Raw genomic sequence first — 21,143 nt, 5'->3', positions numbered from 1 at the left:
ATGGTCATTATCTATACTTACCTCTTTGCAGTTTTTCAGGAGGTGAGTATGACCAGAGTAGCGATAGTGACCGCATCGGATTCCGGGATTGGTAAAACCACGGCGCTGATGCTCGCAGAGCGCGGTTTTGATATTGGCGTCACCTGGCACTCGGATGAAAAAGGGGCGCTGGAAACCTGCCGCGAAGTTGAGGCGCAGGGGCAGCGCGCAGAGGCTATCCATCTTGATTTAAGCACGCTGCCGGAAGGCGCAAAGGCTATTGAAACGCTGATTGCGCGTTTTGGTCGGCTGGACGTGCTGGTTAACAATGCCGGAGCGATGACCAAAGCGCCGTTCCTTGAGATGCCGTTTGACGACTGGCGGAACATTTTCACCGTCGACGTGGACGGCGCGTTTCTCTGCTCACAAATTGCCGCCCGGCAGATGGTGAAGCAGGGGAAAGGTGGGCGGATTGTGAACATTACCTCGGTGCATGAGCACACGCCGCTGCCGGAGGCCAGCGCCTACACGGCGGCAAAACACGCGCTCGGCGGGTTAACCAAATCCATGGCGATGGAACTGGTTAAGCACAACATTCTGGTGAACGCCGTCGCGCCGGGCGCCATTGCCACACCGATGAACGACATGGACGACAGCGAAGTGAAGGAAGGCTCAATGCCTGAGATCCCGCTGGCGCGGCCGGGCCACACCAAAGAGATTGCCAGCCTGGTGGCGTGGCTGTGCGACAGCGACGCCAGCTACACGACGGGGCAATCGTTTATTGTCGACGGGGGCTTTATGCTGGCGAACCCGCAGTTTAAGCCGGAGGGGTAGGTTACTTTCTCCCTCTCCCTGTGGGAGAGGGTTAGGGTGCGGGCATCAGGCCGCGCCCGGCTACTCCTCATCCCGCGTCTTATCCCGGTGCTTCAGCCACAGCCTGACCCCAATCACCGCCACCACCACCAGAATCAACCACGCCCAGTGTTTCAGGTGCTGGTCGAGATTATGCAGCCACGGGCCAATCACTTCGCCCCCGACGTAGCCGAGCGTCGTAAAGATCAGCGCCCAGGCTATCGCACCAAGAACATTGAGCGGCAGGAAAATTTTTGGCGGCAGATGGCTGGCGCCAATCAGTATCGGCCCGATAATGCGAAAGCCATACATAAAGCGCGTGCCGATGACGAACAGATAGGGATGACGTTGAATGAGCCGTTGAGCGCGGCGGATTTTCTTCTGATGCTTTGCGAAACGCTTAAGCAGCGTGGGCCCGAAGCGCAGCCCGAGAAAGTAGAGCAGCTGATCGCCAATCATTCCGCCGAGCGCGACCGCGGCGACGACCAGCGGGAATTTCAGTAAGCCCTGATGCGCGGCGACGCCGCCTAACAGCGTGATGGTTTCACCTTCCGCCACGCTACCGACGACCAGCGCGGCATATCCATATTGTTCAATGAGTGCGTTAATATCCATTACGTAAATGTTATCTCCCTCAGCGTACCTCGTTTAATCATATACCCCATGAATCAACAGCGGGGAAATCAACGGAAATTTCCCACTGTACATAAAATAATCTAAAGCCTGCATTATACTTAAGGTATCGCTGACGGGCCGACAACAAGGGGGCGCTATGAACCATGTCTGGGGACTTTTCTCCCATCCCGATCGTGAGATGCATGTCATTAAAAGTGAGAACGAAACGGTCTCGCATCATTACACGCACCACGTGCTGCTGATGGCGGCGGTGCCGGTAATATGCGCTTTTATCGGAACAACACAAATCGGCTGGAACTTCGGTGATGGCACCGTGGTTCAGCTTTCCTGGTTTACCGGGCTCTATCTGGCCATCGTTTTTTATGGCCTGATGCTGGCGGGTGTGGCGATAATGGGGCGTGTCATTCACTGGATGGCGCGTAACTACCCGCAACGTCCATCGCTGGCGCACTGTATGGTCTTTGCCGGATATGTCGCGACCCCGCTGTTCTTAAGCGGTATTGTTGCGCTCTATCCACTGGTCTGGCTCTGCGCGCTGATCGGTACTATTGCCCTCTTTTACACCGGGTATCTGCTGTATCTGGGGGTTCCAACCTTCCTGAATATCAATAAAGAAGAAGGCCTGAGTTTTTCCAGTTCAACGCTCGCCATTGGGGTGCTGGTGCTGGAGGCGCTACTGGCGCTGACGGTTATTCTTTGGGGTTACGGATACCGTCTCTTCTGAGTTCACTGCATTGCTGGCGTAAATGCCAGCAATGCAGCATCTGTTCACGATTATCCGCTGGCGACAACGCCCGGTGACCGCTATGATGCCGAAGCCAGCCTGTGTTTATCCGTTGATACAGGCGGTGTACGTCATGACGTGCGTGAATAATTATCAGAAGTCTCACCATGCTGAAATTCCGAGTCTCTTTACTTAGCCTGGCGCTGTTGCTGGGCGCGTCCGCTGCCGTGCCGGCCGTCGCTAAAACGCCCGCGGTGACCGCCGCTGCTGCTCAGCCGCAAATTGCGTCCGGCAGCGCGATGATTGTCGATCTCAACACCAATAAGGTGATCTACGCCAGCCATCCGGACCTGGTGCGCCCGATCGCCTCAATTACCAAATTAATGACCGCGATGGTGGTGCTTGATGCCCATCTGCCGCTGGACGAAAAATTGAAAGTGGATATCAGCCACACGCCGGAGATGAAGGGTATCTACTCCCGCGTGCGCCTGAACAGTGAGATCAGCCGTAAGAATATGCTGCTGCTGGCGCTGATGTCGTCTGAAAACCGCGCGGCGGCGAGCCTGGCGCACCACTATCCGGGCGGCTATGACGCCTTTATCCGCGCGATGAACGCGAAAGCCAAAGCGCTGGGGATGACCAATACGCACTACGTTGAACCGACGGGTCTGTCGATCAACAACGTCTCCACGGCCCGCGATCTGACGAAACTGCTGATTGCCAGCAAACAGTATCCGCTGATTGGTCAGCTCAGCACCACGCGTGAGGATATGGCGACGTTCTCTAACCCGTCCTATACGCTGCCGTTCCGCAACACTAACCATCTGGTATACCGCGATAACTGGAACATTCAGCTAACGAAAACCGGCTTTACCAACGCGGCAGGACACTGTCTGGTGATGCGCACCGTGTTTAACGGTAAGCCAGTGGCGCTGGTGGTGATGGATGCCTTCGGCAAATATACCCACTTCGCGGACGCGAGCCGCCTGCGTACCTGGATTGAAACCGGGAAAGTCCAGCCCGTTCCGGCCGCAGCATTGACGTATAAAAAGCAGAAAGCGGAACAGATGGCGACGGCGCAGAACGATTGAGTCGTTTGTGCGCGCTGATGCCCTCACCCCGACCCTCTCCCACAGGGAGAGGGAGAAAACACAAAAAACGGTAACCCAGTTACCGTTTTGCGTTTATTCCGGCAGCGTCCAGTCCCCGTCGTTGAGCGAGCGCTGCATAATCACCGTATCCCGCCAGTCGCCTTTCTTATAGCCCACGCTACGCAGCTGACCGACAATCACGAAGCCATGCTTTTTATGCAGCCGCAATGAGCCTGCATTATTGTTGCCATCTCCCACCACGGCAATCATCTGCCGCCACGGCCCTTGCTCGCATCGTTCAATTAGCGCATCCATCAGTGCCGAACCAAAACCGCGCCCGGTGATGCTGGCATCCACGTAAATCGACTCTTCCAGGGTATAGCGGTAGGCGTGTCGCGGGCGGTAAGGCGTGGCGTAGCAGTAGCCCACCACGATGCCGCGATACAGCGCGATAAGCCACGGTAAACCGCTCTCAGCCACGCTTTTCATACGCTGACGCATTTCGTCGATGGTGGGGGGGACTTCTTCAAATGACGCGCGCCCGTGCAGCACATGCCAGGCATAGATCGCGGCGATGGCATGCACATCATCGGGAAGGGCATCGCGCACTTCCAGTTCGGTCTCGGATAAAACATCAATAGCCGACATGATGTGCCCGCTCCTCGTTATAGAAAGCCGGAGAAACGTTTCTCCGGCATCAGAAAGATACTCTATTACGATTAAGGCGCGCTAAACAATCTCTCAAATTTGGCTGTAGGAATTAATCAGACGCTTGCGTTATGCGCTGCTCCGCGTCTGCCTCTTCTTTCCAGTATTTCTTCCGCGTTGTTTTACCAATGCCGGGATTCATGCTGTTTGTAGGGTCATTCTCGCGATAAAACTGCTTAAGTGCGTCAGGGGCTTTATAAAGATGTCCAACGTTATGTTCCGCAGGATATTGTGCGCCGCGTTCACGCAGAAGGGCGAGCATCTGCTCCTTCAGTTCGTGTGCATCGACCCCTTTTTTGACGATGTAATCCTGATGGAAGACATAACACATAAAGTGGCCGTAATAGAGCTTATGCACCAGCTTGCCGTCGATTTCCGGCGGGAGGTGCTCAAACCACTCGGTGTCGTTACGGCGCAGGGCGATATCGAGCGCCAGAATATCTTCCACCTCTTCGGAATGCACCGCCTGGTAACGAATGGCGGCGCCCGCAGCGGCAAAACGGTGCAGGAACGCTTTGCTGCCCTCTTCAGGCGTACAGGCAAAGAAATCCCCTTCGGCGGTTTTGAAGAACTCGGTCAGCCAGGTCTGCGCTTCGGCAATTCCGTCCCCGGCCATTTTCAGCAGCAGGTGATGTTCGTACTTATCGCGCCAGGTTTTCATTCGCTCCGGCAGATGCGACGGGAAAACGTTGCCCAGCTTCTGCATAAAGCGGTCGGTGAAGTGGGGTTTGAACAGCGACACTTTCTCCAGCATCGCGTCGGTGCGTCCCTTCATGGTGAAGAAGAACGGCATTTTGTCGGTGCCGAGCTTGTCGATCATCAGGAACGTATCTTTGCCGTAGCGCTCGGCGATGTCGTAAATGTCCCGGTGCATGTACTCGCCCGCCACCGGCAGATGGGTAAATTCGCCCAGAATATGACGACGAATTTCGGTCAGAACCTCAGGCTGATTGGTACCAATGTAAAACACCTGCTGCTTTTTCTCTGCCGGGAAGGTATCCAGACGCACGGCAAAAACGGCCAGCTTCCCGGCGCAGCCCGAGGATTCAAACAGGCGGTCCGGGTCGGCGTTGTAGCGCGCCGGGGTGTCGGCGTCGATATCCCGCACGCGGGTCACGTAGTCGTGATCGTGCGCATGACGACCGTCGTGCTGCACGTCTTCGTCCTTCACGCGATCGTCGTCGAGCTTGCTGAGGATCTGTTCCGGCGTTACGCCGAGATCGATACCCAGGTGGTTCACCAGCGTCAGCTTGCCGTTTTCGTCAATACGGGCAAACAGCGACATCTCGGTGTAGGCCGGGCCGCGCTGCACCAGCGAGCCGCCGGAGTTGTTGCAAATTCCGCCAACCACCGAGGCGCCAATGCAGGAGGAGCCAATCACCGAGTGCGGCTCACGGCCCAGCGGCTTAAGCGCTTTTTCGAGGGAATAGAGCGTCGTGCCGGGGAACGCGAGCACCTGCTCGCCTTTGTCCAGCAGGTGCAGCTTGTCGAGGCGCAGGGTGCTGATAATCACGATGTCGCGATCGTAATCGTTGCCGTTTGGCGTGGAGCCTTCGGTCAGGCCGGTGTTGGCCGCCTGCATTAAAATAATCTTGTCGGCGGCGACGCAGGCGCTCAGCACGCGCCACAGCTCAAGCAGCGTGCCGGGGAAGACCACCGCCAGCGCCTCGCCCTGACCGGAGCGGAAACCTTTGCGGTAGCGGGCGGTTTTGGCCGGGTCGGTAAGCAGGTGAGAGGAGCCAACCAGGCGCGACAGTTCGTTAATAAAAGCCGTGTTATCGTTTGTTCGAACAGAAGACATCTTCCACTCCTTGTGGTGGGGCAAATTTCTCGCTGTAAAGCATAGCGCGATTAACTGTTAAGCGGTCGAGTATTCACGAGAAAAATCAGAGAATAACCCTGCAACGTTCAGAGGGTTTGTGGCACACTGCGCTTTTCGCACGGTATGGCCGAGATCGTCCGGCGGTTATTGATGAGAGAGTAAAACGACATGAAATGGCTATGTTCTGTAGGTGTCGCCGTCAGCCTGGCGCTGCAACCTGCGCTGGCAGAGGATTTGTTTGGTAATCACCCGCTCACGCCTGAAGCGCGGGACGCGTTTGTCACGGAATTGCTCAAGAAAATGACGGTCGATGAGAAAATCGGCCAGCTGCGCCTTATCAGCGTCGGCCCGGATAACCCGAAAGAGGCCATCCGCGAGATGATCAAAGACGGGCAGGTAGGGGCCATCTTTAATACCGTCACCCGCCAGGATATCCGCAAGATGCAGGATCAGGTGATGGATCTCAGCCGCCTGAAAATTCCGCTGTTCTTCGCCTATGACGTAGTGCACGGGCAGCGTACCGTCTTCCCGATTAGCCTCGGCTTAGCCTCTTCCTTTAACCTCGACGCGGTGAAAACCGTCGGGCGCGTGTCGGCTTATGAAGCGGCGGACGACGGCCTGAACATGACCTGGGCGCCAATGGTGGACGTCTCGCGCGACCCGCGCTGGGGCCGCGGTTCGGAAGGCTTTGGTGAGGATACGTATTTAACCTCCACGATGGGTAAAACCATGGTGGAAGCGATGCAGGGCAAAAGCCCGGCGGACCGCTACTCGGTGATGACCAGCGTCAAACACTTCGCGGCCTACGGCGCGGTTGAAGGCGGGAAAGAGTACAACACCGTGGACATGAGCCCGCAGCGCCTGTTCAACGACTACATGCCGCCGTACAAGGCTGGTCTGGACGCGGGCAGCGGCGCGGTGATGGTGGCGCTGAACTCGCTGAACGGCACGCCTGCAACGTCCGACTCCTGGCTGCTGAAAGACGTCCTGCGCGACCAGTGGGGCTTTAAGGGCATCACCGTTTCCGACCACGGTGCGATTAAAGAGCTGATCAAACACGGCACGGCGTCCGACCCGGAAGACGCCGTGCGCGTGGCGCTCAAGTCTGGCATCAACATGAGCATGAGCGACGAGTACTACAGCAAATACCTGCCGGGTCTGGTGAAGAGCGGCAAGGTCACGATGGCGGAGCTGGACGATGCCGCGCGCCACGTGCTGAACGTGAAATATGACATGGGTCTGTTTAACGATCCGTACAGCCACCTGGGTCCGAAAGACTCTGACCCGGCAGACACCAACGCCGAAAGCCGCCTGCACCGCAAAGAAGCGCGTGACGTGGCGCGCGAAAGCCTGGTGCTGCTGAAAAACCGCCTCGACACGCTGCCGCTGAAAAAATCCGGCACCATTGCCGTAGTGGGCCCGCTGGCCGACAGCAAGCGCGACGTGATGGGCAGCTGGTCTGCCGCAGGCGTGGCCGATCAGTCCGTGACCGTGCTGACCGGGATTAAGAGTGCCGTGGGTGATAACGCGAAAGTGGTGTACGCCAAAGGGGCGAACGTCACCAACGATAAAGACATCGTCACCTTCCTCAACCAGTACGAGGAGGCGGTGAAGGTCGATCCGCGCACGCCGAAGGAGATGATCGACGAGGCGGTGAATACCGCGAAACAGTCTGATGTGGTTGTCGCGGTCGTGGGCGAAGCGCAGGGTATGGCGCACGAGGCCTCCAGCCGTACCGACATCACCATCCCACAGAGCCAGCGCGATCTGATCGCTGCCCTGAAAGCCACCGGCAAGCCGCTTGTGCTGGTGCTGATGAACGGGCGTCCGCTGGCGCTGGTGAAAGAGGACCAGCAGGCTGACGCCATTCTGGAAACCTGGTTTGCCGGTACCGAAGGCGGTAACGCCATCGCCGACGTGCTGTTTGGTGATTACAACCCGTCGGGCAAGCTGCCGATGTCCTTCCCGCGCTCCGTCGGGCAGATCCCGGTGTACTACAGCCACCTGAACACCGGTCGCCCGTACAACGCCGACAAGCCGAACAAGTACACATCCCGTTACTTCGACGAAGCTAATGGCCCGCTGTATCCGTTTGGTTACGGTCTGAGCTACACCACCTTCAAGGTTTCTGACGTGAAAATGTCGGCGCCGACCCTGAAGCGTGACGGCAAAGTTACCGCCAGCGTCGAGGTGACCAACACCGGCAAGCGCGAAGGGGCAACGGTGATTCAGATGTACGTGCAGGATGTCACCGCCTCGATGAGCCGTCCTGTTAAGCAGCTGCGCGGCTTCGAGAAGGTCAATCTGAAGCCTGGCGAAACCCAAACCATCAGCTTCCCGATTGACGTGGACGCGCTGAAGTTCTGGAACCAGCAGATGAAATACGATGCGGAGCCAGGCAAGTTTAACGTCTTTATCGGCGTGGACTCCGCCCGCGTGAATAAAGGCGAGTTCGAGCTGCTGTAACCTTCCTTCCTTTGCATCCCCCGGTTTCCGGGGGATGCGTCTTACCTTATGCTAAAAAGGCATTTTGCCGGGTAAATCCGCCGTTTTAAGCTACGCTTTTCTCTCAAGCCTCTGAAAAAGGCGATAAAAAAATGAGGACAGCGGAATGACGATTAAAACGGGGATGGTAGCTTCTGCGGCGCTACTCGCAGCGCTAAGCCTGCCGCTACAGGCGGCGGAGCCGGTAAAAGTGGGCTCAAAGATCGATACCGAAGGCGCCCTGCTCGGCAATATTATTTTGCAGGTGCTTGAAAGCCACGGCGTGAAAACCGTCAATAAAGTTCAGCTGGGCACCACGCCCGTCGTGCGCGGGGCGATCACCTCCGGCGAGCTGGATATCTATCCGGAATACACCGGCAACGGGGCATTCTTCTTCAAAGATGAAAACGATCCGGCATGGAAAAACGCCAAAGCCGGGTATGAGAAAGTCAAAAAACTCGACGCGGAACAGAACAAGCTTGTCTGGCTGACGCCGGCCCCGGCCAACAATACCTGGACTATCGCCGTGCGCAAGGACGTGGCGGAGAAAGGTAAGCTGACGTCTCTGGCGGATCTTAGCCGCTATCTGAAAGAGAAGGGCGACTTTAAGCTTGCTGCATCCGCGGAGTTTATCGAGCGTCCTGACGCGCTCCCGGCGTTCGAAAAAGCCTACGACTTCAAGCTCGAACAGGCGCAGCTGCTCTCGCTGGCGGGCGGGGATACGGCGGTAACCATCAAAGCGGCGGCGCAGCAAACTTCCGGCGTTAACGCGGCAATGGCCTACGGCACCGACGGTCCGGTGGCGGCGCTCGGCCTGCAAACCCTGACCGATCCTAAAGGCGTACAGCCGATTTACGCCCCGACCCCGGTCGTGCGTGAGGCGGTGCTGAAAGCCTATCCGGAGATTGCCGACTGGCTCAAACCGGTCTTCGAAAAACTGGATGAAAAAACGCTGCAGCAGCTGAATGCCAGCATTGCCGTCGAGGGGCTGGATGCCAAAAAAGTGGCCGCCGACTTCCTGAAACAACAAGGGCTTGTGAAGTAACGGGAAAGGGCTGTGCCAATAAAATGTCATAACCGCGTCCTGCTGCTGTTGGCCTGCGTGGCCATCGCGGCGGTCGCATTACCGTTTGTCAACGTTGCCCCAAACCGCTTGATGTCGGGGGAGGGCAAAGCGCTCTGGCAGGTCTGGTCCTTTACGCCGGGATGGCTTGTGGCGTCGCTGGGCGCGTGGGTTGCGCTTTCGCTCTGGCAGGGACGCACGGCGCAGTGGCTGACGCTGCTCCTCGCTGAAGGGCTGTTTATCATCCTGTTCTGGAGCGCCGGGCTGGCGGCGACGCATATGGCGTCGGCGGAAAGTCCGCTGGCGAGAACCACAATAGGCAGCGGCCTCTGGCTGTGGCTGGCGCTGTGTCTGCTGGCCAGCAGCGATGCCATTCGTCGACTTATCTCCAGCGCCGTCTGGCGCTGGGTGCTCAACGCGCAGATATGGTGTATTCCCTTGTTCTTGCTGTTCAGCGGTGAGCTGAACAATCTCTCGCTTCTGAAAGAGTACGCCAACCGTCAGGAGGTGTTTGATGATGCCCTGGCGCAACACCTGACGATCCTTTTTGGCACCCTGATCCCGGCTCTGCTGGTCGGGATACCGCTCGGCATGTGGTGCTATCGCCATCCTTCACGCCAGGGTGGGGTTTTTACCGTCCTCAACATTATCCAGACCATTCCCTCCGTCGCGCTGTTTGGCCTGCTGATTGCCCCGCTGGCCGGGCTGGTGAAGTCGTTTCCGGTGCTGGGAACGCTCGGCATAGCCGGAACGGGGTTAACGCCCGCGCTTAACGCGCTGGTGCTGTATGCGCTGCTGCCGCTGGTGCGCGGCGTGGTCGCGGGGCTGAGTCAGGTCGCGCCGAATGTGCTTGAAAGCGCCCATGCGATGGGGATGAGCGCGCGGCAGTGTTTCTGGAAAATTCAGCTGCCGCTGGCGCTGCCCCTGCTGCTGCGCAGCCTGCGGGTGGTGGCGGTCCAAACCGTCGGCATGGCGGTGATTGCGGCGCTGATTGGCGCGGGAGGCTTTGGCGCGCTGGTGTTCCAGGGGCTGCTCAGCAGTGCCCTCGATCTGGTGTTACTGGGCGTGGTGCCCACGATTGCGCTGGCGGTTGTCGTCGACGCGCTGTTTGCCTTATGGCTCGCGCTGCTCAGGAGAAGAGCCAATGATTGAATTTCATGATGTCAGTAAAACCTTTGCCGGTCGCCCGGCGGCGAGCCACCTGAACCTGAACTTTGCCGAGGGGGCGTTTTCCGTGCTGATTGGCACCTCTGGGTCGGGCAAGTCCACCACGCTGAAGATGATCAACCGTCTGGTTGAGCATGACAGCGGGCTGATTCGCTTTGCCGGGGAAGAGATCCGCAGCTTGCCGGTGCTGGAGCTGCGTCGGCGGATGGGCTATGCCATTCAGTCTATCGGCCTGTTTCCGCACTGGACGGTGGCGCAGAACATCGCCACCGTGCTGCAGCTGGAGAAATGGTCGCGAGCAAAAATCGCTGACCGGGTGGATGAGCTGATGTCGCTGCTGGGGTTAGAGCCCGCGCTGCGCGATCGCTATCCGCACCAGCTCTCCGGAGGCCAGCAGCAGCGCGTGGGCGTGGCGCGCGCGCTGGCCGCTAACCCGCAGGTACTGCTGATGGATGAACCCTTCGGCGCGCTGGATCCGGTCACTCGCGGGGCCCTGCAGGCGGAAATGACCCGCATTCACCGCATTCTCGGGCGCACGATCGTTCTCGTGACGCACGATATTGATGAAGCTCTGCGCCTGGCCGACCATCTGGTGCTGATGGATCATGGCGAAGTGGTGCAGCAGGGCTCGCCGCTTGAGCTATTAACATGGCCGAAGAACGACTTTGTGCGCGAGTTTTTCGGCCGCAGCGAGCTGGGCGTGAGGCTGCTCTCCCTGCGGACGGTCAGCGACTATATGCGTCGGGAGGAGGTACCGGTGAGCGGCGAACCGCTGCAGGCGCAGATGAGCCTGCGGGATGCCCTCTCGGCGTTTGTCGCGCGCCAGTGCGAGGTATTGCCTGTCTCTGACTCGCGCGGTACGCCGTGCGGAACCTTACATTTTCGCGATCTGCTGGCCGGGGAGGTGACGCGTGAAGGCACTGCGTGATCCGCTCCTCTGGCTGGTAGCGCTGTTTGTCGCCTTACTGTTTCTGATGCCCCACAGCGCGGCGCTGTTTAACGTCCTTTTCCCGGGGCTGCCGCGGCCGGTTTATCAGCAGGAGAGCTTTATTAATCTCGCCCTGGCGCATCTCTGGCTGGTGGCGCTCTCAAGCGTCATCGCGGTTGTATTGGGGGTTGGAGCAGGCATCGCGGTCACGCGGCCTGCGGGCAAAGAATTTCGTCCGCTGGTGGAGACGATAGCGGCGATTGGCCAGACGTTTCCCCCGGTGGCTGTGCTGGCGATAGCGGTTCCAGTGATGGGCTTTGGTCAGCAGCCCGCCATTATTGCGCTGATTTTATACGGCGTATTGCCGGTACTGCAGGGCACGCTGGCGGGCCTCGCGGCGGTACCGGCGTCAGTGCTGAGTGTGGCAGAAGGGATGGGGATGAGTCGCGGCCAGCGGCTGCGCAAGGTTGAACTCCCGCTTGCGGCGCCGGTTATCATTGCCGGGATCCGCACATCGGTGATTATCAACATCGGGACGGCGACCATTGCGTCTACGGTCGGTGCCAATACGCTGGGAACGCCGATTATTATCGGCCTGAGCGGGTTTAATACGGCTTATATCGTGCAGGGGGCGGTGCTGGTCGCGCTGGCGGCAATCGTCGTCGATCGCCTTTTTGAGCGGCTGGCGCTGTACCTCAGCCGACACCGCCGCGAACAATAAACGAGTATCCTGCCAGCATCACGCCGCCGATACCGCTCACGGCCATCAGGACAAAAAGGGTAATAATGGCCAGTTTGGTTGCCTTCATCATGTGCTCCTGTTGTTAACGGAACAATTATACGGTGAAGCGCAGCTGTTAATGAACCATTAAATGCCGTTATGGCTCATCCGGGCCAAGGGAATATACCGGGTAACCATTCTCTCGCCATTGTGTCAGCAGCTGCTGCTGCGTGGCGGAGGGCACTTCCCCACACCAGACCAGCAGGGTCTGACCGTCGAAAAACTCAGGTCTGAGCTGCGCCAGGGAATGCGCCAGGACATCCACGCGCCAGCCCTTCTGGGTCGCAATCCACGCTTCCAGCCACAGGCGGGTGGTATCGTGCACGTTCCAGCCGACCACCAGCGCATCTTTTCCGGCTTTGTTCTTCGCCGAGGCAAGGCAGACGGCAATGTAGTTGATCAGCACCCCGTCGAGCAGGCTGAGCAGCGCCTGCAGGGTGGACTGCTGGCACTGCAGGCGTCGACGGAGCGGAATGAAAAGATGGGAGATCAGCGTCTGTGCCGGATAGTCGCGGCCCTGCTCTTTTATCCATGCGCGCAGGCGCTGCAGGTTGCCCGCCTGCAGAAGCCGAAGCAGGGTTTCCTGCTGTTCGCGCCAGAGGTGCTGCGTGTCAGGATCGTCGTGGCTCAACAGGGATTTCACTTTCCCGACCTGCACTCCGTTGTCGATCCAGCTTTTTATTTCGCGGATACGGTCGATATCGGCCTCATTAAAGAGGCGATGCCCACCGTCGGTCCTTTGCGGTTTAAGCAATCCATACCGTCGCTGCCAAGCCCGTAGGGTAACGGGATTGATATCACAAAGGAGTGCCACTTCACCTATCGTGTAAAGCGCCATATTCGCCCCCTGGCTTACGCGTTCCCAGCTTAACTGTAGACCCACTTTGGCGAACTAGGAAGAATTGATTGATTTTTGAACAAGCAATGCGAAGCATGCGCGATATTTAGAAAAATGTGTGATAACGGACACGATTTTGCGCTTTTTTGGGATGCTTCAAAGAAAGTAAACCCACATCCGTGTATGTTACGCGTTTTTAGCGTGTGCGGTTTTGAGTATGTACGAGTTTAATCTGGTGCTGCTGTTGCTTCAGCAGATGTGCGTGTTTCTGGTCATTGCCTGGCTGATGAGCAAAACTCGCCTGTTTATCCCGCTGATGCAGGTCACCGTACGTCTGCCGCATAAGCTGCTCTGCTACGTCACCTTCTCTATTTTCTGCATCATGGGGACTTATTTTGGTCTCCATATCGAAGACTCTATTGCCAATACGCGCGCGATTGGCGCGGTGATGGGCGGGCTGCTGGGCGGTCCCGTCGTCGGTGGCCTTGTCGGCTTAACCGGGGGGCTGCATCGCTATTCCATGGGAGGGATGACGGCGCTCAGCTGCATGATCTCGACGATCGTGGAAGGGCTGCTCGGCGGGCTGGTGCACAGCTATATGATCAAACGCGGCCGCCCTGATAAAGTCTTTAGCCCGCTTACCGCCGGTGCCATTACCTTTGTGGCCGAAATGGCGCAGATGGCGATCATTCTGCTGATTGCCCGTCCGTTTGACGATGCGCTGCACCTGGTCAGCAGCATTGCCGCCCCGATGATGGTGACCAACACCGTGGGGGCAGCGCTGTTTATGCGCATCCTGCTCGACAAGCGCGCCATGTTCGAAAAGTACACCTCGGCTTTTTCCGCCACGGCGCTGAAGGTCGCCGCCTCGACCGAAGGGATCCTGCGCCAGGGCTTTAACGAAGAGAACAGCATGAAGGTCGCGCAGGTGCTCTACAAGGAGCTGGATATCGGCGCGGTGGCCATCACCGACCGCGAGCGGCTGCTGGCCTTTACCGGAACCGGGGACGATCACCATCTGCCGGGTAAACCCATCTCCTCAGCCTATACGCTGCGCGCCATCGAAACCGGTGAGGTGGTGTACGCCGACGGTAACGAAGTGCCTTACCGCTGTTCGCTGCATCCGCAGTGCAAGCTGGGCTCCACGCTGGTGATTCCGCTGCGCGGGGAAAATCAGCGGGTGATGGGAACCATCAAGCTGTATGAGGCCAAAAACCGTCTGTTCAGCTCGATCAACCGCACGCTGGGGGAGGGGATCGCCCAGCTGCTGTCCGCGCAAATCCTTGCCGGGCAGTATGAGCGGCAGAAAGCCCTGCTGACGCAGTCTGAGATCAAACTGCTGCATGCCCAGGTCAATCCGCATTTCCTGTTCAACGCCCTCAATACGCTTAAAGCGGTGATCCGCCGCGACAGCGATCAGGCCGCGCAGCTGGTGCAATTTCTGTCGACCTTTTTCCGCAAGAACCTGAAACGGCCTTCAGAGATCGTGACCCTCGCCGATGAGATTGAGCACGTGAATGCCTATCTGCAGATTGAGCAGGCGCGTTTCCAGTCGCGCCTGCAGGTGTCGCTCTCCGTTCCGGACGAGCTGGCGTATCAGCATCTCCCGGCCTTTACCCTGCAGCCTATTGTGGAAAACGCCATCAAGCACGGTACATCACAGCTGCTGGGAACGGGGGAGATAACCATTGCCGCCAGCCGTTTCAACCACCATCTGGTGCTGGATATTGAAGATAACGCCGGTCTTTACCAGCCTTCCGCCTCCGGCGGTTTAGGTATGAGCCTGGTGGATAAACGCCTGCACGCCCATTTTGGCGACGATTGCGGCATTACCGTCGCCTGCGAGCCCGACCAATTTACCCGTATTACCGTACGACTGCCGCTGGAGGAAAACGCATGTTAAGAGTGCTGATTGTGGATGACGAGCCGCTGGCACGGGAAAACCTGCGCGTTCTGCTGCAGGAGCAGCCGGATATTGAGATTGTGGGAGAGTGTGCGAACGCGATTGAGGCCATCGGCGCGGTGCACAAGCTGCGCCCGGACGTGCTGTTTCTCGATATTCAGATGCCCCGCATCAGCGGGCTGGAGATGGTCGGTATGCTTGACCCGGAGCATCGCCCGTACATCGTGTTTCTGACGGCGTTTGATGAATACGCCGTTAAGGCCTTTGAGGAGCACGCGTTTGACTATTTACTCAAGCCGATTGAAGAGAAGCGTCTGGAAAAAACGCTCACTCGTTTACGCCAGGAGCGCACCGTGCAGGACGTCACGCTGCTGCCGGAGAACCAGCAGCCGCTGAAGTTTATCCCCTGTACCGGACACAGCCGGATCTATCTGCTGCAGATGGATGATGTGGCGTTCGTCAGCAGCCGACTGAGCGGGGTGTTTGTCACCAGCGCGGAAGGGAACGAAGGGTTTACCGAGCTTACCCTGCGCACGCTGGAGAGTCGCACGCCTCTGCTCCGCTGCCACCGCCAGTATCTTGTAAATATGGCGCACCTGAAGGAGATCCGCCTGGAAGATAACGGCCAGGCCGAGCTGGTGCTGCGTGCCGGGCAAACGGTACCCGTCAGCCGTCGCTATCTCAAGAGTTTGAAAGAGGCGATTGGCCTGTAAAGCTGGTACACTGCGCGCCATTGCATCATCGACATTCGAAGGCTCTATGCTAAGTAACGATATTCTTCGTAGCCTGCGCTACACCCTGAAAGCGAACAATAACGACATGGTGCGCATTCTTGCGCTGTCCGACATGGAATCCACGTCTGCGAGTTTTGACACGTGGATGACCAAAGAAGACGAAGAGGGCTTTGTCCGCTGCCCTGACATCATTCTGTCGGGTTTCCTTAATGGCCTGATTTACGATAAGCGTGGCAAGGATCCCTCCGCGCCTGAGCTGGCGCTGGAGCGTCGGGTGAACAACAACACGGTGCTGAAAAAGCTGCGTATCGCGTTTTCGCTGAAAACGGACGATATTGTGGCGATCATGACGGAGCAAAAATACCGCGTATCCGTGCCGGAAGTGACCGCCATGATGCGCGCGCCGGATCATAAAAACTACCGTGAGTGCGGCGATCAGTTTCTGCGTAATTTCCTGCGCGGGCTGACCCACCGGGTGCATCACCCGAAACCATAAAAAAAGCCGGAGATTATCTCCGGCTTTTTTGTTATTTCACCTGCTGGCCAGGCTTCGCGCCTTCGTCAGGGCTTAACAGGAAGATATCTTTCCCGCCAGGGCCTGCGGCCATCACCATCCCCTCGGAGATGCCGAAGCGCATTTTGCGCGGCGCCAGGTTCGCCACCATCACGGTCTGACGGCCGATCAGCACCTGCGGGTCCGGATACGCAGAACGGATGCCGGAGAAGACGTTACGCTTCTCGCCGCCCAGATCCAGCGTCAGGCGCAGCAGCTTGTCAGAACCTTCCACGAATTCCGCGTTTTCGATCAGCGCCACGCGCAGGTCGACTTTGGCGAAATCGTCAAAGGTAATGGTTTCCTGAATCGGATCGTCTGCCAGCGGGCCGGTGACCGGTGCCGCAGCCGCCTTCACCTCTTCTTTAGACGCTTCCACAAGGGCTTCAACCTGCTTCATCTCGATGCGGTTGTACAGCGCTTTAAAGGTGTTCACCTTGTGGCCGAGCAGCGGCTGCGCCATGGCATCCCAGGTCAGTTCGGTGTTCAGGAACGCTTCAGCGCGGGCAGCCAGCTGCGGCAGAACCGGCTTCAGGTACGTCATCAGCACGCGGAACAGGTTGATGCCCATGGAGCAGATGGCCTGCAGATCGGCATCGCGACCTTCCTGTTTCGCTACAACCCACGGTGCCTGTTCGTCCACATAGCGGTTCGCCAGGTCGGCCAGAGCCATGATTTCGCGCACGGCTTTACCGAACTCACGGGTTTCCCACGCGTCGCCAATGGTGGCTGCCGCGTCGGTAAAGGTTTTGTACAGGGCTGGGTCAGCCAGTTCAGCCGCCATCACGCCGTCAAAACGCTTAGCGATAAAGCCCGCGTTACGGGAGGCGAGGTTCACCACCTTGTTGACGATGTCCGCGTTCACGCGCTGCACGAAATCTTCCAGGTTCAGATCGATATCGTCGATGCGGGAAGAGAGCTTCGCGGTGTAGTAGTAGCGCAGGCTGTCCGCGTCGAAGTGGTTCAGCCAGGTGCTGGCCTTAATGAACGTCCCGCGGGACTTGGACATCTTCGCGCCGTTCACCGTCACGTAGCCGTGAACAAACAGGTTGGTTGGCTTGCGGAAGTTGCTGCCTTCCAGCATTGCCGGCCAGAACAGGCTGTGGAAGTAAACGATGTCTTTACCGATGAAGTGATACAGCTCGGCAGTGGAATCTTTCTTCCAGTATTCGTCGAAGCTGACGGTGTCGCCACGCTTGTCGCACAGGTTCTTGAAGGAGCCCATGTAGCCGATTGGCGCGTCCAGCCAGACGTAGAAGTATTTGCCCGGCGCGTTCGGGATTTCAAAGCCGAAGTACGGCGCATCGCGGGAGATATCCCACTGCTGCAGGCCGGATTCGAACCACTCCTGCATTTTGTTCGCCACCTGTTCCTGCAGCGCGCCGCTGCGGGTCCACGCCTGCAGCATTTCGCTGAAGGACGGCAGGTCGAAGAAGAAGTGCTCGGAGTCACGCATCACAGGCGTGGCGCCGGAAACCACGGATTTCGGCTCGATAAGCTCGGTCGGGCTGTAGGTCGCGCCGCACACTTCGCAGTTATCGCCGTACTGGTCCGGGGATTTACATTTCGGGCAGGTGCCTTTGACGAAACGGTCCGGCAGGAACATGCCTTTTTCCGGATCGTACAGCTGAGAGATGGTGCGGTTTTTGATAAAACCGTTCTCTTTCAGACGGGTGTAGATCAGCTCCGACAGCTCGCGGTTTTCGTCGCTGTGCGTGGAGTGATAGTTGTCATAGCTGATGTCAAAGCCAGCAAAATCGGTCTGATGCTCCTGACTCATTTCGGCAATCATCTGCTCCGGGGAGATCCCCAGCTGCTGCGCTTTCAGCATGATCGGCGTGCCGTGAGCATCGTCCGCACAGATGAAGTTAACCTCGTGGCCGCGCATTCGCTGGTAACGGACCCAGACATCAGCCTGGATATGCTCCAGCATGTGGCCGAGGTGGATTGAGCCGTTGGCGTACGGCAGTGCGCACGTTACCAGAATTTTCTTCGCGACTTGAGTCATAGTAGGCATTACTTCTTTTAACTGTGAAAAGGGTTTTTGATATTACCAAAAGGGGCATTATTAAGTAAGCACAAACCACGGCCTTTCAGGTAAACTTGTCCATCTAAGGTCTTATTCACAAGAACAAAGGAGTCGGGATGAGTTCTCAATCCCAGGCCAAATCACCGGAAGCCTTACGAGCAATGGTCGCCGGGACGCTGGCTAACTTTCAGCATCCAACCCTGAAGCACAATCTCACTACGCTGAAAGCGTTACACCACGTTGCCTGGCTGGACGATACCCTGCACATTGAGCTGCAGATGCCGTTCGTCTGGACCAGCGCCTTTGACGCGCTGAAGGAGCAAACCAGCTCTGAACTGCTGCGCATCACCGGCGCGAAGGCGATTGACTGGAAGCTGAGCCACAGCATCGCCACGCTGAAACGCGTGAAAAACCAGCCTGGCGTGAACGGCGTGAAAAATATCATTGCCGTCAGCTCGGGCAAGGGCGGGGTAGGGAAATCCTCTACCGCCGTTAACCTGGCGCTCGCGCTGGCAGCGGAAGGGGCAAAGGTCGGCATTCTGGATGCGGATATCTACGGTCCGTCTATTCCGAACATGCTGGGCGCGGAAAACCAGCGCCCAACCTCGCCGGACGGGACCCACATGGCGCCAATTATGGCGCACGGTCTGGCGACCAACTCTATCGGTTACCTGGTGACTGACGATAACGCCATGGTCTGGCGCGGCCCGATGGCCAGCAAAGCGCTGCTGCAGATGCTGCAGGAGACGATGTGGCCTGATCTGGATTATCTGGTGCTGGACATGCCGCCGGGCACCGGTGACATTCAGCTGACGCTGGCGCAGAACATTCCGGTCACGGGGGCGGTCGTCGTGACTACGCCGCAGGATATCGCGCTGATCGACGCCAAAAAAGGCATCGTGATGTTCGAGAAGGTGGAAGTGCCGGTGCTCGGTATCGTCGAGAACATGAGCATGCACATCTGCAGCAACTGCGGTCACCACGAACCTATCTTCGGTACGGGTGGTGCAGAAAAACTGGCCGCGAAGTATCACACTCAGCTGCTGGGGCAGATGCCGCTGCACATTACCCTGCGTGAAGATCTGGATAGCGGAAAGCCGACGGTGGTCAGCCGTCCGGACAGCGAGTTCGCGGAAATGTATCGCCAGCTGGCAGGACGCGTTGCGGCGCAGCTCTACTGGCAGGGCGAAATCATCCCGGGGGAAATCGCGTTCCGCGCGGTGTAATTCCTCTGTGCTTCAGTGCCGGGTGGCGGCTTCGCCTTACCCGGCCTATGAAGTTTGGGTTTCCAGGTCAGGTAAGCGAAGCGCCACCTGACTTTACCTAAGCCGATAATGCATCAGATAATACTCTCCGTCCGGAGAATCACCCGTCGCCTCGATGTGCCAGCCGTGTCGCTGGTAAAACGCAATAGCCCGCGCATTCTTCACCAGACACTTAAGCGAACCCGTACTGGTAAACGTCTTCTGTACGTGCTCAAGCAACTCATGCCCGACGCCCAGGCTCTGATACTGCGGATCGACAAACAGGTTGTGCAGGAAATTATCGTTCGTCCAGACGGAGGCAAAACCCAGGCGATGACCGTTCTGAACAGCAACCCAAATCACTTCGTCACGGGTTGCCGCGTCAAAATCTTCAAGCTGCCAGTCTGCGCCGTCCAGCCATGGCCAGGCTTCACGCCGGGCGTGGAGGTAGAGCGTGCGCAGGAAAGGGCGATCGCTTTCCTGCCAGGGGCGAATCAGAATTGCGTTAGCGGTGATAGAAAATATCTCCATTGTAGGCTTTGTAGATCTTGCCATCAGCATCGCCAATCAGCACGTAGTTCTCACCCATGTAGGTCCAGTGGGTTCCGGCATCCGGAGCCGGCAGGTTACGCAGCTGGTACTGTTTGATGGTGTACTCCGGCGTTTGATACTGCGCCGGCGCCGTGTCGCCAATCTTGAATTTTGTGAAGTCCGCGATGAACTCTTGTTCTTCATAGGCCTTGATGCCGGATGCTGCTTGTGACGCTGCATTCGCCGCGCTTGCCAGAGACATCGCGACACCAAGAAGCAGCCATTTACACTTAGCCATTTTTTCTCCAGTTGAACGGTTTTTAAGTTTGTTTTTGCCTGTCAACAATACGGCAACCTGCCTATTTTAAATATCAGACTATGGCTTGTTCGATAAAAAATGTAACAAAAATGAACCTATCTGATAATCGTTTTGCATTTGGTATGCCTAATCGATGACATGATCTTTACCATCATACAGACGCGACACTTCTTTACAGCGTGATGGCGTTTTGCCCGTTAAGATGACCTTCGTTAAAACATGAGGTCACAATGGATAACCGCAAATTCGGTCGACTGCGCCGCTGGGCGCGGGAAGGGATCATACTTGTTCTGCTGACGCTGGCCGTAGTGTGGGGTGTTGATCGGTATCGAGAACCGACACTCCCCGCCAGTTTTAGTGCAACACCGATGCAGAGCATCGACGGTAACATTCACGATATCTCGGCCCTGAGCCAGGAACGCCCGCTGCTGATTTACGTGTGGGCCACCTGGTGCAGCATATGCCGTTTCACGACGCCTTCCGTTAATCAACTGACAGAAGAGGGCGGGAACGTTGTGAGTATTGCCATGCGTTCCGGTGATAACGCAAAGCTTGCGCGCTGGGTTGAAAAGAAACAGCTGAAAATGCCGGTGATTAACGATGAAAACGGTGCGTTGTCGCAGCAGTGGCTGGTGAGCGTAACGCCGACGCTGGTCATTGTGTCGAAGGGTAATGTGGTCAGCACCACGACGGGCTGGACGAGTTACTGGGGTTTAAAATTAAGGATGTGGTGGGCAGGCGTATAAAATAACCCCCT

The 21,143-nt window shown here is 57.5% G+C and carries 21 protein-coding genes; 13 read left to right on the top strand and 8 right to left on the bottom strand.

Annotated elements, in window-relative coordinates:
* Positions 1-48 precede the first annotated feature (48 nt).
* Positions 49-813, top strand: coding sequence for an SDR family oxidoreductase (locus F0320_RS14540; RefSeq protein WP_081957720.1), 765 nt, complete (start codon positions 49-51; stop codon positions 811-813).
* 60 nt (positions 814-873) lie between these two features.
* On the opposite strand, the gene F0320_RS14535 is transcribed toward F0320_RS14540, so the two are convergent.
* Positions 874-1,446 carry a DedA family protein gene (locus F0320_RS14535; protein ID WP_126330772.1) on the bottom strand — a complete coding sequence of 191 codons (573 nt, stop codon included), beginning with the start codon at positions 1,444-1,446 and terminating at the stop codon, positions 874-876.
* A 157-nt stretch (positions 1,447-1,603) separates the two neighbouring features.
* Here F0320_RS14535 and F0320_RS14530 point away from each other — a divergent pair, with 157 nt between their 5' ends.
* Both F0320_RS14530 and pbpG read left to right on the top strand, forming a co-directional pair.
* A complete protein-coding gene (locus F0320_RS14530; protein ID WP_033146018.1) occupies positions 1,604-2,191 on the top strand; it encodes a Yip1 family protein in 588 nt (195 codons plus the stop codon).
* 167 nt (positions 2,192-2,358) lie between these two features.
* Positions 2,359-3,282, top strand: coding sequence for a D-alanyl-D-alanine endopeptidase (gene pbpG, locus F0320_RS14525; RefSeq protein ID WP_126330770.1), 924 nt, complete (start codon positions 2,359-2,361; stop codon positions 3,280-3,282).
* A 93-nt stretch (positions 3,283-3,375) separates the two neighbouring features.
* Here the strand turns inward: pbpG and F0320_RS14520 are convergent, their stop codons facing one another.
* Positions 3,376-3,930: a GNAT family N-acetyltransferase gene (locus F0320_RS14520; RefSeq protein ID WP_126330768.1), complete on the bottom strand. Its 555-nt coding sequence runs from the start codon at positions 3,928-3,930 to the stop codon at positions 3,376-3,378.
* 112 nt (positions 3,931-4,042) lie between these two features.
* Entirely contained in the window at positions 4,043-5,791 is a 1,749-nt protein-coding gene (gene dld / locus F0320_RS14515) for a D-lactate dehydrogenase (protein WP_126330766.1), read from the bottom strand.
* Positions 5,792-5,980: 189 nt separating this feature from the next.
* Between dld and bglX the strand changes: the two genes are divergently transcribed.
* The 5 genes from bglX (at position 5,981) to F0320_RS14490 (ending at position 12,175) form a co-directional block, all read left to right on the top strand.
* On the top strand, positions 5,981-8,278 hold the full coding sequence (gene bglX, locus F0320_RS14510) for a beta-glucosidase BglX (protein WP_126330764.1): 2,298 nt from the start codon (positions 5,981-5,983) through the stop codon (positions 8,276-8,278).
* 145 nt (positions 8,279-8,423) lie between these two features.
* Entirely contained in the window at positions 8,424-9,341 is a 918-nt protein-coding gene (osmF, locus tag F0320_RS14505) for a glycine betaine ABC transporter substrate-binding protein OsmF (protein ID WP_126330762.1), read from the top strand.
* 12 nt (positions 9,342-9,353) lie between these two features.
* Positions 9,354-10,511, top strand: a complete 1,158-nt coding sequence (locus F0320_RS14500; RefSeq protein ID WP_126330760.1) for an ABC transporter permease — start codon at positions 9,354-9,356, stop codon at positions 10,509-10,511.
* A complete protein-coding gene (locus F0320_RS14495; RefSeq protein ID WP_039263145.1) occupies positions 10,504-11,454 on the top strand; it encodes an ABC transporter ATP-binding protein in 951 nt (316 codons plus the stop codon). Before F0320_RS14500 ends, F0320_RS14495 begins: the two co-directional genes overlap by 8 nt.
* Complete coding sequence (locus tag F0320_RS14490; protein ID WP_126330758.1) at positions 11,438-12,175, top strand: ABC transporter permease; 738 nt, start codon at positions 11,438-11,440, stop codon at positions 12,173-12,175. Before F0320_RS14495 ends, F0320_RS14490 begins: the two co-directional genes overlap by 17 nt.
* Here F0320_RS14490 and F0320_RS14485 read toward each other — a convergent pair.
* Positions 12,150-12,263: a protein YohO gene (locus F0320_RS14485; protein WP_008500895.1), complete on the bottom strand. Its 114-nt coding sequence runs from the start codon at positions 12,261-12,263 to the stop codon at positions 12,150-12,152. The genes F0320_RS14490 and F0320_RS14485 overlap by 26 nt on opposite strands.
* A 69-nt stretch (positions 12,264-12,332) precedes the next feature.
* Positions 12,333-13,073, bottom strand: coding sequence for an HTH-type transcriptional regulator MlrA (mlrA, locus tag F0320_RS14480; RefSeq protein ID WP_126330756.1), 741 nt, complete (start codon positions 13,071-13,073; stop codon positions 12,333-12,335).
* Positions 13,074-13,290: 217 nt separating this feature from the next.
* On the opposite strand from mlrA, the gene F0320_RS14475 reads away from it, so the two are divergent.
* Genes F0320_RS14475 through F0320_RS14465 form a run of 3 tightly spaced genes read left to right on the top strand, consistent with a single transcriptional unit; the run spans position 13,291 to position 16,206 of the window.
* On the top strand, positions 13,291-14,976 hold the full coding sequence (locus F0320_RS14475) for a sensor histidine kinase (RefSeq protein WP_126330754.1): 1,686 nt from the start codon (positions 13,291-13,293) through the stop codon (positions 14,974-14,976).
* A complete protein-coding gene (gene btsR, locus F0320_RS14470; RefSeq protein ID WP_047652497.1) occupies positions 14,970-15,689 on the top strand; it encodes a two-component system response regulator BtsR in 720 nt (239 codons plus the stop codon). Before F0320_RS14475 ends, btsR begins: the two co-directional genes overlap by 7 nt.
* A gap of 46 nt (positions 15,690-15,735) precedes the next feature.
* Entirely contained in the window at positions 15,736-16,206 is a 471-nt protein-coding gene (locus F0320_RS14465) for a DUF1456 family protein (RefSeq protein ID WP_047652496.1), read from the top strand.
* Between the two features lie 31 nt (positions 16,207-16,237).
* On the opposite strand, the gene metG is transcribed toward F0320_RS14465, so the two are convergent.
* Positions 16,238-18,271 (bottom strand): methionine--tRNA ligase, encoded by a 2,034-nt coding sequence (gene metG, locus F0320_RS14460; RefSeq protein ID WP_032658904.1) that lies wholly within the window; start codon positions 18,269-18,271, stop codon positions 16,238-16,240.
* Positions 18,272-18,408: 137 nt separating this feature from the next.
* On the opposite strand from metG, the gene apbC reads away from it, so the two are divergent.
* Positions 18,409-19,518, top strand: a complete 1,110-nt coding sequence (gene apbC, locus F0320_RS14455) for an iron-sulfur cluster carrier protein ApbC (protein WP_029740176.1) — start codon at positions 18,409-18,411, stop codon at positions 19,516-19,518.
* Between the two features lie 93 nt (positions 19,519-19,611).
* On the opposite strand, the gene F0320_RS14450 is transcribed toward apbC, so the two are convergent.
* Together F0320_RS14450 and F0320_RS14445 are read right to left on the bottom strand one after the other, a co-directional pair.
* Entirely contained in the window at positions 19,612-20,067 is a 456-nt protein-coding gene (locus tag F0320_RS14450) for a GNAT family N-acetyltransferase (RefSeq protein WP_233443249.1), read from the bottom strand.
* Complete coding sequence (locus F0320_RS14445; protein WP_126330750.1) at positions 20,042-20,365, bottom strand: RcnB family protein; 324 nt, start codon at positions 20,363-20,365, stop codon at positions 20,042-20,044. Before F0320_RS14445 ends, F0320_RS14450 begins: the two co-directional genes overlap by 26 nt.
* Before the next feature lie 251 nt (positions 20,366-20,616).
* Here F0320_RS14445 and F0320_RS14440 point away from each other — a divergent pair, with 251 nt between their 5' ends.
* A complete protein-coding gene (locus F0320_RS14440; RefSeq protein ID WP_126330748.1) occupies positions 20,617-21,132 on the top strand; it encodes a protein disulfide oxidoreductase in 516 nt (171 codons plus the stop codon).
* The last annotated feature ends 11 nt before the right edge of the window (positions 21,133-21,143 follow it).

Origin of the sequence: Enterobacter dykesii (assembly GCF_008364625.2) — a bacterium.
GTDB lineage: Bacteria > Pseudomonadota > Gammaproteobacteria > Enterobacterales > Enterobacteriaceae > Enterobacter > Enterobacter dykesii.
Note: the sequence above shows the minus strand (reverse complement) of the source record. Positions and strands in the feature narration are given on the sequence as shown.

Excerpts from the sequence above, each read along its gene's own strand:
- F0320_RS14540 (WP_081957720.1), top strand. The coding sequence starts at position 49 with ATGACCAGAGTAGCGATAGTGACCGCATCGGATTCCGGGATTGGTAAA.
- F0320_RS14535 (WP_126330772.1), bottom strand. The coding sequence starts at position 1,446 with ATGGATATTAACGCACTCATTGAACAATATGGATATGCCGCGCTGGTC.
- F0320_RS14530 (WP_033146018.1), top strand. The coding sequence starts at position 1,604 with ATGAACCATGTCTGGGGACTTTTCTCCCATCCCGATCGTGAGATGCAT.
- pbpG (WP_126330770.1), top strand. The coding sequence starts at position 2,359 with ATGCTGAAATTCCGAGTCTCTTTACTTAGCCTGGCGCTGTTGCTGGGC.
- F0320_RS14520 (WP_126330768.1), bottom strand. The coding sequence starts at position 3,930 with ATGTCGGCTATTGATGTTTTATCCGAGACCGAACTGGAAGTGCGCGAT.
- dld (WP_126330766.1), bottom strand. The coding sequence starts at position 5,791 with ATGTCTTCTGTTCGAACAAACGATAACACGGCTTTTATTAACGAACTG.
- bglX (WP_126330764.1), top strand. The coding sequence starts at position 5,981 with ATGAAATGGCTATGTTCTGTAGGTGTCGCCGTCAGCCTGGCGCTGCAA.
- osmF (WP_126330762.1), top strand. The coding sequence starts at position 8,424 with ATGACGATTAAAACGGGGATGGTAGCTTCTGCGGCGCTACTCGCAGCG.
- F0320_RS14495 (WP_039263145.1), top strand. The coding sequence starts at position 10,504 with ATGATTGAATTTCATGATGTCAGTAAAACCTTTGCCGGTCGCCCGGCG.
- F0320_RS14485 (WP_008500895.1), bottom strand. The coding sequence starts at position 12,263 with ATGAAGGCAACCAAACTGGCCATTATTACCCTTTTTGTCCTGATGGCC.
- mlrA (WP_126330756.1), bottom strand. The coding sequence starts at position 13,073 with ATGGCGCTTTACACGATAGGTGAAGTGGCACTCCTTTGTGATATCAAT.
- F0320_RS14475 (WP_126330754.1), top strand. The coding sequence starts at position 13,291 with ATGTACGAGTTTAATCTGGTGCTGCTGTTGCTTCAGCAGATGTGCGTG.
- btsR (WP_047652497.1), top strand. The coding sequence starts at position 14,970 with ATGTTAAGAGTGCTGATTGTGGATGACGAGCCGCTGGCACGGGAAAAC.
- F0320_RS14465 (WP_047652496.1), top strand. The coding sequence starts at position 15,736 with ATGCTAAGTAACGATATTCTTCGTAGCCTGCGCTACACCCTGAAAGCG.
- metG (WP_032658904.1), bottom strand. The coding sequence starts at position 18,271 with ATGACTCAAGTCGCGAAGAAAATTCTGGTAACGTGCGCACTGCCGTAC.
- apbC (WP_029740176.1), top strand. The coding sequence starts at position 18,409 with ATGAGTTCTCAATCCCAGGCCAAATCACCGGAAGCCTTACGAGCAATG.
- F0320_RS14450 (WP_233443249.1), bottom strand. The coding sequence starts at position 20,067 with ATGGAGATATTTTCTATCACCGCTAACGCAATTCTGATTCGCCCCTGG.
- F0320_RS14445 (WP_126330750.1), bottom strand. The coding sequence starts at position 20,365 with ATGGCTAAGTGTAAATGGCTGCTTCTTGGTGTCGCGATGTCTCTGGCA.
- F0320_RS14440 (WP_126330748.1), top strand. The coding sequence starts at position 20,617 with ATGGATAACCGCAAATTCGGTCGACTGCGCCGCTGGGCGCGGGAAGGG.